The following is a 12,380-nucleotide window of genomic DNA, read 5'->3' on the forward strand; positions in this document are numbered from 1 at the left end:
CGTAGGTGAATGCTATAGTTTACTATTTTACTAGGTTAATAGTTTTGGGCAAATCAATATTGTATCTAGGTTACGCAACGCATACCTTTTCGAAGCTCAGCGTATTTGGGAAGGTGCGCGATACCCTCTGGGACATAAATGCGAAACTTACGTTGGGCAAATTAGGACGACAGTCGCTGCCGCCATTGGCCGATTTTTTCGGTCAATTCCGCGACATCGATCGTGGTCAGTTCGCGCTGTTTCAACAGCCGTTTGCCGGCCACCCATACGTCGCTGACCTGCCGGCGGCTTGCCGCATAAACGATTTGCGAGATCGGGCAATACAGGGGCTGGGTTTCGAGAGCGCTCAAATCGACCGCGATTATGTCGGCCGCCTTGCCGATTTCGAGCGAGCCGGTCTCCCGTTCGATGCCGATCGCCTTCGCGCCGTTGATCGTTGCCATTTTTAAGGCCGTCATTGCCGGCAGGGCGCTCGCATCGTTGGCGACCGCTTTGGCCAGCAGCGCGGCGGTGCGCATTTCGCCGAACATGTCGAGGTCGTTGTTGCTGGCCGCGCCGTCGGTGCCGAGCGCGACATTGACGCCGCGAGCGAGGAGTTCCGCGACCGGACAAAAGCCGCTGGCCAGTTTCAGATTCGATTCCGGGCAATGCACCACATGCGCGCCGCTTTCCCGGAGCAGGTCCATTTCTGTACCAGTCAATTGTGTCATGTGCACCGCCATTAGCGAGGGCGTGACCAGGCCCAGTTCCTGCAAGCGCTGAAGCGGCCTTATGCCGGTTTTGGCCTGTTCCTGTTCGATTTCGTGCCGCGTTTCGTGCAGATGAATATGCACCGGCAGCTCCAGTTCGTCCGCGAACATGCGGATTTTTTTGAGCGGTTCGTCGGAGACCGTGTAAGGCGCATGCGGCGCGAACGCGGTCGTGATTAGCGGTTCGTGGCGCAATTGGTCATGCAGAGCCAAGCCTTTTTCGATATAGGCGTCGCTGTTTTCGGCCCAGATGGTCGGAAAATCCACTACAACCAGGCCGATGCTGGCTCTGATTCCGTGTAGAATAGCCTGTTGCGCCGCGACTTCCGGGAAGAAATACATTTCCTGGAAACAGGTCGTGCCGCCGCGAATCATTTCGGCGATCGCCAGCTCGGTGCCGTCCCTGACGAAGGCTTCGCTGACCCAGCGCTGTTCGAGCGGCCAGATGTGATGTTGCAGCCAGTCCATCAGTTGCAGATCGTCCGCGATGCCTCGCAGCAGCGTCATCGCGGCGTGCGTATGACAATTGATCAGGCCCGGCAACAGCGCATGGTCGCCGAGGTCTTCGGTGTGCGTGCCGGCGTATTTTTGCTTGGCCAGATCGGTCGGTAACAGATCGACAATCCTGCCGCCGTCGATCGCCAGGCTATGGTTTGCATAGGTTACTGATTCGGGTTCTACGGGTATAATCCAGCGCGCATGGATTAGGGTATCGATTTGCATGAAGGTTCCTTGAATCAAGCGGTAAATTATAACTTTTTATATGAATTGTTGACCAAATAATGACGAAACAAAATAGATTGTCTGTCGAAGCCTTGAAGTGGGTCGGCGATAAATTGCAGGTGCTGGATCAAAGAAAGGTGCCTGAGCAGATTGTTTATCAGGACTGTGGCGAGGCCGAAGGGGTCGGCGATGCGATCGCTTCGATGCGCGTGCGTGGAGCGCCGGCGATCGGTATTGCGGCGGCCTATGGCGTGGTGTTGTCGGTGATGCGGCATGTCGCGGAAAATGCGGCTGACTGGCGCGCCAAGGTCGATGCCGATATCGACATGCTGGCCAAATCGCGGCCGACCGCCGTCAATCTGTTTTGGGCCTTGGGCCGGATGAAAGCGGTGCTTGATGCGTCTCATGCTGATCCATTGGCGGCTGTGCTGGCCGAGGCCGAGAAAATCCATGCGGACGACATTGCCGCGAACCGGGCAATGGGCGAGCGTGGCGCGGATTTGATCGACGGCGCCAAAGGCGTATTGACGCACTGCAATGCCGGGGCCTTGGCGACCGGCGGCTATGGCACCGCGCTGAGCGTGATCCGCAGCTTGTATGCCCGCCAGCCGGTCAAGGTCTATGCCGACGAGACCCGACCCTGGCTGCAAGGCGCGCGCCTGACCGTTTGGGAATTATCGCAGGACGGCATTCCGGCGACCCTGATCGCCGATTCGGCGGCGGCCTGGCTGATGCGCTCCGGCGCGATCGACTGGGTTATCGTCGGCGCGGACCGGATCGCGGCGAACGGCGATGCGGCGAACAAGATCGGCACTTATGCCTTGGCGGTTTTGGCCAGGCAGCATGGCGTTAAGTTCATGGTGGTCGCGCCGAACTCGACGATCGACTGGACGATCGCGGACGGCAGTCGCATCGAGATCGAAGAACGCGACCCGGCGGAGTTGTTGCCCGCATGCTACCGAGAGCAGCAAACATTGGTTAACGCATGGAATCCGGTGTTTGACGTGACGCCGGCTGACTTGATTAGCGCGATCGTGACCGAAAGCGGCGTGGTATTAAATCCGTCCGCCGAAGGCATGGCCCGATTGAGAGCATTCTGACTCTCAATCAAAACCCTGGAGGTATTGCTTATGGTATTTGATCAAAAGGGAAATAATCCTTTGTTGGCGATTAAATCTTTTATACAAGGGATGAGCTTGCTAGGCGAGCCGAAATTGCGAAAATTCGTCTTAATTCCGGTTTTGATTAATTTTTTAGTATATGGAATCGCATTCACGCTCGGTTATTATTATCTTGCCGATATGATCGATCACTTCATTCCGGGTTGGCTGCAATGGCTGCGCTGGATATTATGGCCGCTGTTCTTTATCAGTTTTTTTATCGCCGGATTCTTTACCTTTACGGTGGTGGCTAATTTAATCGCAGCACCTTTTTACGGCATGCTGTCTGCGGCAGCGCTGTCGATTATCGGCGGAGAATCGGCAATGCTTGTCGAAGTGCCCTGGTTAAAGGTGATCAAGGCAGAATTGAAGCGGGCGGTTTATTTGGGGGTCCGGGCAATACCGTTGGTGATATTGTCGATTATTCCGGGCATTAATGTGCTTGCGCCAGTATTGTGGGCGTTATTTGGCGCCTGGGGTATGGCACTGGAATATCTGGCGTATCCTCTGGAGAATGCCGGGGTTTTGTTTTCCGAGCAACATAAGTTGATACGTAGTGTCAGATGGGGGGCGTTGAGTTTCGGCGGACTGGCGGCGGCAGGGTTGGCCTTGCCGGTGATCAATATTATTGTGGCTCCGGCGGCGGTGATCGGCGCGACTATCTATCTGCGCAAAATTGTAAAGGCCGACGCTTTGAGATGAAACATCTTGGAATATAGAGGCGACCTTGACGGCCTCTATAAGCGCCTTACAAAAAGCTCACATGTATTGTTTTCTGTCGGGTCCAATCAGTATGGCATTACGAAAACAGAGCATACCTGTTGATTTATTGCTAAGCGCTTATAGGTAGTATCGAAGATATCGCTTTAAATTTTAAATTCAGCGCTGTCGTGTCCTTGGTCGATCAGCGTGCGCAGCCATTTCGGCATCATGCCCCGGCCAGTCCAGATTTTATCGGGATCGTTAGGGTGGCGGTATTTGGCCGGCACTTTAACGCCTTTGCGAGGGGATTTTTTGTCGCTTTCGATGATTTCCACCGTAACATCGATTGAGGCGGCCAGTTCCTTGATCTGCGCAATGACTTCCTTGCGATGGTTCACAAGTTTATTTTTTAATGCCTTCTCGGCGTTATCGATAACAGTTTGTAATTCGTTCACAGAAAGATTCTGATAGTCAGTCATATTGGGTTCTCAAGATTATGCAAATGAGAAATTATAACATAATGAATACCGGTTTTTAAATGCATTATAAAAGAATCAGTAATAACTCAAATCACGAGCAGACTGAGGTCGATATTAATTCAAAAAGGAAGATGAACCTGATTGCTAATATCGGCGAAAATAAGATTATTTCGCGGATACTGTAAATTGAATTTCATTCATTACGCTGCCTTTATCATCCACCGTGCGCACGAGCCAAAGTCCCTGGTCGTCCAATCCCAACTGACGTTGGCTCGACGTGCGCCATCTTTCCGCGGCGACCGCCAGCGGATGCCGCAGGATCATTTGCCCGTCTTTCAGCCATTCGTGGAAGAGAGTCTGATCCTTCTTGCCTCTGACTTCGATAAAATAATACACTGGCACCGGTTTGCCGTTGCGGACCCTGACGGTTGACCCGATCAAATCGGCGGGCTTTTTACCGACGATGCGGTAGGCGAGCGCGGCCCGGCGGATTCTGCCGCCCTGGCTCGCCTTGACAGGTGCTGGCGGCGCTTGAATGGGCTTGAGGGTTTCGCTCGCTGCGGCGGGAATCGAAGCGGGGGCTGCGGGCGGTCGTTGCGGTTTGGCCGCGTTCACGGAGGGCACGGGTGCCGGCGCCTCGGTCGTTGCGGTTTGTTGGCTTGTGCTGCCGGTATCGCCGGACTTGCCGTTCCACCAGAAGAAGAACGCAGCAAGCAATAGCAGCACAAGGCCTAATGCGCCGGCTATTCGTTTGCTATTCCATTCTGTTATCATTTTGGGCGGTAATTCCGCCGCAGCATCCGGCGCAGTGTATTTGACTTTGATTACGATGTTTTTTGAGTCTGTCATATCAATTTATCGATCAGGCTTTGAGCTAAACGGTTTTCCGGGACTTAAGCTTACTTTTTAGTTAGCAAAGACCCTGCATGCTGGTAATATACCACTACGCTATCTTGTACGACTATACATCCGATATCCGGACCGACAGACATTTCCGCTCTTCCCATCAGGACACCGATCATGGCCTCGCTGCTTGAAAAATTCCGGGAATCTTCCTCGCTCTATGGAAGCAACGCCTGGTTTATCGAAGATTTATACGAACGTTATTTGAAAGATCCGGAAGCGGTCGACCCCGATTGGCGGCAGCGTTTTCGGGCGATGCAGAACGGCGGCGGTTATGAAACGCCGCACAGCCCGATCGTCCAGCGTTTTGCCGAACTGGCGCTGAAATCGCAAGGAAGGCTTGCGCAAATGCAGGGCTTTACCGAGGAGAGCGTCAAGAAACAAGCAGCCGTGGCGCGGCTGATCAATCATTACCGGGTGCGCGGCCATCAGATCGCGAATAATAACCCGCTCGGTAAGACCCTGCCGCCGCCGCCCGACATGGATCCGGCCTATTACGGGCTGGCGGAGCCGGATATGGACACCTGGTTCGACACCGGCATTTTGCATGGCGTCGACCGTCTGCCCTTGCGCGAGATCATCGCAAATCTAAAAGAAATTTACTGTGGCAGTATCGGCTCCGAATACATGCACATCGCCGATACTGCGACGCGCCGCTGGCTGATCAGCCGGATGGAAAACGCGAAAGGCAATCTGACCCTCGATCCTGAAAAACAGCGCTGGGTGCTCAAATTGTTGACCGCGGCCGAAGGCATCGAAGTTTATCTGCATAACAAATTTGTCGGCCAGAAGCGCTTTTCGCTCGAAGGCGGCGAGTCGTTGATTCCGGTCCTCGACGAACTGATTTTGGGGTGCAGTACTAAGGGCGTTAACGAAATCGTGATCGGTATGGCGCATCGCGGCCGTTTGAATGTGCTTGTTAATATTCTCGGCAAGAGCCCGGCGCTCTTGTTCGATGAATTCGCGGGCCATTCGGCGGCGTCGCCGGGCGTTAGTACCGGCGATGTTAAATATCACATGGGCTTCTCCTCCGACATTGATACACCGACAGGGCCGGTGCATTTGACGCTTGCTTTCAACCCGTCGCATCTGGAGATCATCAATCCGGTCGTCGAAGGTTCGGTCAGGGCGCGTCAGGATCGGGCCGGTATCGACGGTAAAGAGTCGGTGATCCCGGTACTGATTCACGGCGATGCCTCCTTTTCGGGACAGGGTATCGTGATGGAAACGCTGAACATGTCGCAGACGCGTGGCTTTGCGGCCGGCGGCACGATCCATGTCGTGATCAACAACCAGATCGGCTTTACGACCAGCGATCCTCGCGATGCGCGCTCGACACTCTATTGCACCGACATTGCGAGCATGATCCAGGCGCCGGTGTTTCATGTAAACGGCGACGATCCGGAGGCGGTGGTCTTCGTCAGCAAACTGGCGCTCGATTATCGGATGACGTTCAAGAAGGACGTGGTGATAGATCTGATCTGCTACCGGCGCCTCGGTCATAACGAGGCAGACGAGCCGGCTGCGACGCAGCCGATGATGTACAAAAAAATCCGCAATCTCAAAACGACGCGCAGGCTCTACGCCGAAAAGCTGATAGCCGAAGGCGTCATTACCGCCGAGGAAGCCGCGGCGATGGTAAACGACTATCAAAAAATGCTCGATCAGGGGCAGGTGGTATCCAGGCCCTTATCGCAAAACCCAGTCTATACCTATACGCACCAGTGGAATCATTTTCATGACCGGCAATGGGAAGCACCGGGCGACACAGCCATTTCGCTCGACCGGTTGCGCTATTGCAGCGACCGGATGCTGCGTTTGCCGGCCGGTTTTGAAATTCACCCGCGCGTCGCGAAGGTGATGGACAACCGCCGTAAGATGGCCGCCGGCGCCTTGCCGCTGGACTGGGGCTTCGCGGAAAACATGGCCTATGCGACGCTGCTGATGGAAAAGTATCATGTGCGCATTACCGGCCAGGATGTCGGCCGGGGTACATTCGTGCACCGCCATGCGGTGCTGCACAATCAGTTGAAGAATGAAGAATACATTCCGCTGCAGCATCTGGACAAAGACCAGGGACGTGCGGATATTTATGATTCACTGTTGTCCGAGGCGGGCGTATTGGGCTTCGAATACGGCTACAGCACCACGATGCCGAATACCTTGGTGATCTGGGAGGCTCAGTTCGGCGATTTCGCGAACGGTGCGCAGGTCGTAATCGATCAGTTCATCAGTTCCGGCGAAACCAAATGGGGCCGTCTGTGCGGCCTGGTGCTGTTGTTGCCGCACGGCTACGAAGGACAAGGGCCCGAGCATTCCTCGGCGCGCCTGGAGCGTTATCTGCAACTTTGCGCCGAGCACAATATTCAGGTCTGCACGCCGACCACGCCCGCGCAAATCTTCCATCTGCTGCGCCGCCAGTTGATCCGGCCTTACCGGAAACCGTTGATCGTGATGAGCCCGAAAAGCCTGCTTCGGCACAAGCTAGCGGTGTCGACGCTGGAGGATTTGACCGGCGGTCATTTCCAGTCGATCATCGGCGAGGTGGACGAGATCAATCCGAAAAAAGTGACCCGCTTCGTGCTCTGTGGCGGCAAGGTTTATTACGATCTGCTCGAAGCGCGCCGCGAGGCCGATCTGAAACATGTCGTGATCGCCCGCATCGAGCAGCTTTACCCGTTTCCGACGGAGTTGTTCAAGGCGGAATTGGCCAAATATCCGAATTTGGAAGAATTCGTCTGGTGCCAGGAAGAGCCGAAAAATCAGGGCGCCTGGTATCAGTCGAATCATCATTTTCGGGACAATCTGACACCCTCCATTCGTATGAGCTACAGTGGACGCGAAGCGTCCGCGGCGCCGGCGGTCGGTCATTTTCACGATCATATCCAACAACAGAAAGCCGTGGTCGAATCGGCGTTATACGGTCATTCCGCAGGAAAATAATAATGAGCATTGAAGTCGTAGTACCCAACTTGCCGGAATCGGTCGCCGATGCGACCTTGGTTGTCTGGCACAAGCAACCCGGCGATACGGTCGTCAGGAACGAAAATTTGGTTGATCTGGAAACCGATAAGGTTGTACTGGAAGTGCCGGCGCCGGAATCCGGCGTGTTGGCCAGTATACTGAAAGAGAACGGCGCGGTGGTGACCGCCGGCGAGGTATTGGCGGTGATCCAGACGGCCGGGAGCGTTGCCGCGCCAGCGCCGGTCGAAAGCTCCGCCACCGCTGCAAAACCTCAGGAAATTCATCATGAGGCCGCGGAAATGCCGTTAAGCCCGTCGGTCCGGCGGCTTCTGCATGAAACGACGATCGATCCTCAGGCCATTACCGGCACCGGCAGAAGCGGGCGGATTACCAAATCAGATGTGCTCGATCATTTGAAGAAACAAGCTCCCGTCGAAGTTGAGCAACAGGCGCCCGCAGCCATACAGGAAGCGCCGCGCGCCAGGGAGGCCGAGCGTCATCAGGTCGGCGCCAACAATCTGCGTCCCGAACAGCGCGTGCCGATGACGAGATTGCGCGCGAAAGTGGCCGAGCGCCTGTTGCAGGCGCAGCAAAACGCGGCGATGCTGACCACGTTCAACGAGGTCAACATGCAGAGCGTGATCGATCTGCGCAATCAGTACAAGACCCGCTTCGAGCAAAAACACAATGCCAAACTTGGCTTCATGTCGTTCTTTGTGAAGGCCTCGATCGAGGCATTGAAGAAATTTCCGGCGATCAATGCGTCGATCGACGGCAACGATATCATCTATCACGGTTATTACGACATCGGCATTGCGGTGTCGACGCCGCGCGGCTTGATCGTACCGGTGCTGCGCGACGCAGATCAACTGGATTTTGCCGGCATCGAAAAGAGTATCGCCGATTTCGGCGAGAAGGCGCGCTCGGGCACCTTGACCTACGAGGATCTGCAGGGAGGCACCTTTACGATCACCAACGGCGGCATCTTCGGCTCGATGTTGTCGACACCGATTCTGAATCCGCCGCAATGCGCGATTCTCGGCATGCATGCGATCAAGGAGCGGCCGGTCGCCGAAAACGGCCAAATCGTGATCCGGCCGATTATGTTCCTTGCGCTGTCATACGATCACCGCCTGGTGGACGGCCGGGAAGCGGTGCAGTTTTTAGTTACGATCAAGGAGTGTCTGGAGTCGCCGGCCCATTTACTATTGAACATTTAAATTATGCCGAAGCCACAAGCGAAATACGATGTGATCATTATCGGCGCGGGTCCTGCCGGTTACGTCAGCGCGATACGCTGCGGGCAGTTGGGATTAAAAACCGCCTGCATCGACAGTTGGAGCGACAAATTCGGCCGACCCCATCTGGGCGGCGCCTATTTGAATGCCGGCTGCGTCGCCTCGATGGCCTTGCTCGAATCGGCGAAGATTTATCACACGCTGACTAGCGGCCTCGAGCAGCACGGGATCAGTGCCGAAAATGTGACGCTGAACGTGGCCGCGATGGTTCGCCGCAAGGATCAAATCGTTTCGGAGATCAATCAAAGGATCGCCGGGCTGTTCAAAGCGCATCAGATCACGCATATCCCTGCCAGGGGCCGCCTGTTGCAGGCTGGCCACGTCGAAATTGTGCCGGTCGACGGCAGCGCGCCGTCCTGCCTAGTCGCCGACCATATCATTCTGGCGACCGGATCGTCGCCGTTGACCTTGCCTTGCGCGCCGATCGATCACGACTATATCATCGACACCAGCGAGGCGTTGAGTTTGACGGCCGTGCCGAAACGTCTGGCGATCATCGGGGCGGGCATCAAGGGCCTCGAAATCGCCAGCATCTGGAAGCGACTGGGCGCCGAAGTGATACTGCTTGAAGCCCAGGAAAACTTTTTGAATCTGCCGGATCAGCAAATCGCGCGCGAAGCCTATAAGATCTTCGCCGGCCAAGGTATGGAATTGCGCCTCGGCGCAAGGGTTATTTCGGCCAAGAAGGGCAACAAGAAAGTCACGATCGAATATCAGGATCATGAGGGCACCCATATGCTTCGCGTTGACCGCCTGATCGTGGCAATCGGCCGCAAACCCAGTTCCGAAGGGTTAGCTGCGCCTGAAGCCGACTTGTTGCTCGACGAATCGGGCTATGTGCATGTCGATGAAAATTGCCGTACCAATCTACCCGGCGTCTATGCGGTCGGCGATCTGACTTTGCTTGGCCCGATGCTCGCGCATAAGGGCATCGAGGAGGGCGTATTCGTGGCCGAGCAGATCGCAGGCCTGCAACCAATGATCAATTACGATCTGCTGCCGAGCGTGATTTATACCGATCCCGAGATTGCCTGGGTCGGGCAGACCGAGCAGGCGCTGAGGGCGCTCGGCGAGCCGTTGAAGGTCGGCGTTTTTCCGTTCAGCGCCTCGTCGCGGGCGTTGACTATGGGGCGCACGGACGGCCTGGTCAAGATCATCACGCATGCTGAAACAGATATGATTCTCGGCGTGCACATGATCGGCTCTGGAGCTTCCGAACTGATTGCCGAAGCGGTGCTCGCGATGGAATTCTCGGCCAGCAGCGAAGATCTTGCGAAAACGATCCATGCGCATCCCACCCTGTCCGAAGCGCTCTACGAAGGCGCGTTGGCGATAAGAAAAATGGCGCTGCATTTGCCGATAAGCAGGTGACGCCGGGCTTGTGTAACTGTGGTATTGTCCTCCTTTCTCGAGACGCTGTTCAAACGGTTATTCTGGTTCAGCGCCTTGGCGTTGGCCGGGTTGTATGCGTATAAGGACAAGATGCCCGAGCCTTCCTATTACGAGCTCGATGAGTTGCAGGAACCCTTGCAAGAGCCTACCGCCGAGACTGCGTTCAGCGCCTCGGTGAACGGCCAGAACTATACGATTACGCCTAAATTTTCGTATCGACTCGACGGCGTTGTGGTCAGCCTGCATGATGCGAATCAATTGAACGACATCTGGCATCACGGCCGCTGGCAGGATTTTTTGAACCTGCGCGATTTATGCGTGATCTGGGGCCAGAATGTGCAGTCGGGCGTTTATCACCGGATCAACTTTCATAACGACAGTTGGACCTGCTGGGCTTCCTGGCCGGACAGGGAAACCGGCAATGTGTTTAAAATGAACGCGTTGTCGAATAATCATTTGCTTGTTGACAAGGATCAGGTGAAAGCCGCGCTGATGAGTGCGGAACCGGGTGATCACATCCGCCTTTCCGGTTTGCTTGCCGAATATGCTAATCCGGGCAACGGCTTCCGCCGGGGCACCAGCACCATCCGCGAAGACACCGGCAACGGCGCTTGCGAAACGATTTATGTGAACGAATTTACGATCATCAATAAAGCTAACCGCAAGCTGCGCCGACTTTATTCGATCGTAAAATGGCTGGCGCTCGGATCGGGCATCGGCTTTTTGATTATGTTGCCGATCGCGCCGGTCAGGATCAGTCGGTAAATCGAGCTGCGGGAATCTGCGCTAGTTATACGGCGTGGCTGATGTTTAGCCGACCGTTTCTAATCGTCTTTTTGAAAAGCGTGGATATAGTATTTGATCAAGCCGAGCCGGCTTAACAGTTCCAGTGTCGCAGTCTCGATCATCGCGAAGCCATTAAAAAAAGAGGTTTCCCACGCCAGACGCCTGAGGTGCGGGTAGGTGGGCAGGGTATTTACGGTAATATCCCATTCGCTTTGAATAGCAAAGCCCGATTCACGGGCTAAATGCCGATAGTCCTTCAGCGTATAGCGCACATTGCATTTGCCGTAAAACCCACGGCTCAGACGCTCCGGCAGCCTGATTTTGGAGAATGGAACGATGATCGGCGCAGGAATGAAATCGGATAAGGCCAGAGTGCCGCCCGGTTTCAATACGCGCCAAGCTTCCCGAAAAAATTGTTCGCGGCTCGGAAAATGAAAAATGCATTCGACTGCAAGCACCACATCGAAACATTGGTCTGGAAACGGCAGCTTGCAGGCATCGCCCTGCACGAATTCGATCCGGTTTCCGGAGCGTGCGACTACCTGCGAGCGCGCGCGTCGCAACTGGCGTGGGTCCAGATTGAGGCCGGTCAGCCGCATGTCTGTGTCATTATCGTTGATATGCGCGATCGTGCCGCCGAAGCCGCAACCGGCGTCCAGCACGCTCAAGCCGTTATGGACGCCGGCTGCCAGGCAAATTTCCTGGCTCAGAGATTCCGCGGCCTCGGCGAAATCGGCGCCGGTCGGTTCGGCCTTTTGCGGATTTCCCCAATATCCCCAGTGAACGTGCCGCCCGAAGCTTTGTTCGACCTCCTTGTTGCCGTCATGCAGCAGTTTCAGCAGGTCATCGAAATAGGGCAGGTTGACGGTTTCTCGTGTTCGCGGGTCGTGATGTTTTTTGATCCGTACCGCGTGTTTGATTCTGTTCATGATTTTTCGGAGCATCGGAAACGTTCTATTTTGGAATCCTGCCAACAAATTCGAATCGATAAATAAAAAACGCATCTTGCGAGCAAGATAATTTATCCTGGAAACAGATTCTGGAACTGGCCGCAGTTTGTTTGCCCCGAGAATGGCGATGAGTCGCTTTGCCGCTTTTATCCAATCATTGGGTTGTGCTCGGATTGATCGCGATGCTTTTTTTCGTCCTCGAATCCCTATTGATAAACCCGGCTATTTCGCCTAACGGCATACAAAGACCAGCCGAAAAAGCGATGCCGGGATT

At 55.0% G+C, this 12,380-nt stretch carries 10 protein-coding genes; 6 read left to right on the forward strand and 4 right to left on the reverse strand.

Annotated elements, in window-relative coordinates; genetic code table 11:
* Positions 1-161 precede the first annotated feature (161 nt).
* Positions 162-1,472 (reverse strand): TRZ/ATZ family hydrolase, encoded by a 1,311-nt coding sequence (locus U2W12_RS18280; protein ID WP_326502131.1) that lies wholly within the window; start codon positions 1,470-1,472, stop codon positions 162-164.
* A 59-nt stretch (positions 1,473-1,531) separates the two neighbouring features.
* Here U2W12_RS18280 and mtnA point away from each other — a divergent pair, with 59 nt between their 5' ends.
* Together mtnA and cysZ are read left to right on the forward strand one after the other, a co-directional pair.
* Entirely contained in the window at positions 1,532-2,572 is a 1,041-nt protein-coding gene (gene mtnA / locus U2W12_RS18285; protein WP_326502132.1) for an S-methyl-5-thioribose-1-phosphate isomerase, read from the forward strand.
* A gap of 30 nt (positions 2,573-2,602) precedes the next feature.
* Complete coding sequence (cysZ, locus tag U2W12_RS18290; protein ID WP_326502133.1) at positions 2,603-3,334, forward strand: sulfate transporter CysZ; 732 nt, start codon at positions 2,603-2,605, stop codon at positions 3,332-3,334.
* Positions 3,335-3,498: 164 nt separating this feature from the next.
* Here cysZ and U2W12_RS18295 read toward each other — a convergent pair whose 3' ends face one another.
* Together U2W12_RS18295 and U2W12_RS18300 are read right to left on the reverse strand one after the other, a co-directional pair.
* Positions 3,499-3,813: an H-NS histone family protein gene (locus U2W12_RS18295; protein WP_326502134.1), complete on the reverse strand. Its 315-nt coding sequence runs from the start codon at positions 3,811-3,813 to the stop codon at positions 3,499-3,501.
* 165 nt (positions 3,814-3,978) lie between these two features.
* Positions 3,979-4,662, reverse strand: coding sequence for a DUF2914 domain-containing protein (locus U2W12_RS18300; protein ID WP_326502135.1), 684 nt, complete (start codon positions 4,660-4,662; stop codon positions 3,979-3,981).
* Between the two features lie 168 nt (positions 4,663-4,830).
* Here U2W12_RS18300 and U2W12_RS18305 point away from each other — a divergent pair, with 168 nt between their 5' ends.
* From U2W12_RS18305 to U2W12_RS18320, 4 genes are read left to right on the forward strand one after another with little or no spacing between them, the layout of a single operon-like run.
* A complete protein-coding gene (locus tag U2W12_RS18305; protein WP_326502242.1) occupies positions 4,831-7,659 on the forward strand; it encodes a 2-oxoglutarate dehydrogenase E1 component in 2,829 nt (942 codons plus the stop codon).
* A gap of 2 nt (positions 7,660-7,661) precedes the next feature.
* The gene (gene odhB, locus U2W12_RS18310) at positions 7,662-8,900 is read left to right on the forward strand and encodes a 2-oxoglutarate dehydrogenase complex dihydrolipoyllysine-residue succinyltransferase (RefSeq protein ID WP_326502136.1); all 1,239 of its coding nucleotides are present in this window, start codon (positions 7,662-7,664) and stop codon (positions 8,898-8,900) included.
* Between the two features lie 3 nt (positions 8,901-8,903).
* A complete protein-coding gene (gene lpdA / locus U2W12_RS18315) occupies positions 8,904-10,349 on the forward strand; it encodes a dihydrolipoyl dehydrogenase (protein ID WP_326502137.1) in 1,446 nt (481 codons plus the stop codon).
* Between the two features lie 18 nt (positions 10,350-10,367).
* Entirely contained in the window at positions 10,368-11,135 is a 768-nt protein-coding gene (locus U2W12_RS18320; protein WP_326502138.1) for a hypothetical protein, read from the forward strand.
* A 59-nt stretch (positions 11,136-11,194) separates the two neighbouring features.
* Here the strand turns inward: U2W12_RS18320 and U2W12_RS18325 are convergent, their stop codons facing one another.
* Complete coding sequence (locus U2W12_RS18325; protein ID WP_326502139.1) at positions 11,195-12,085, reverse strand: methyltransferase domain-containing protein; 891 nt, start codon at positions 12,083-12,085, stop codon at positions 11,195-11,197.
* Positions 12,086-12,380 lie beyond the last annotated feature (295 nt).

Origin of the sequence: Methylomicrobium sp. Wu6 (assembly GCF_035916875.1) — a bacterium.
GTDB lineage: Bacteria > Pseudomonadota > Gammaproteobacteria > Methylococcales > Methylomonadaceae > Methylomicrobium.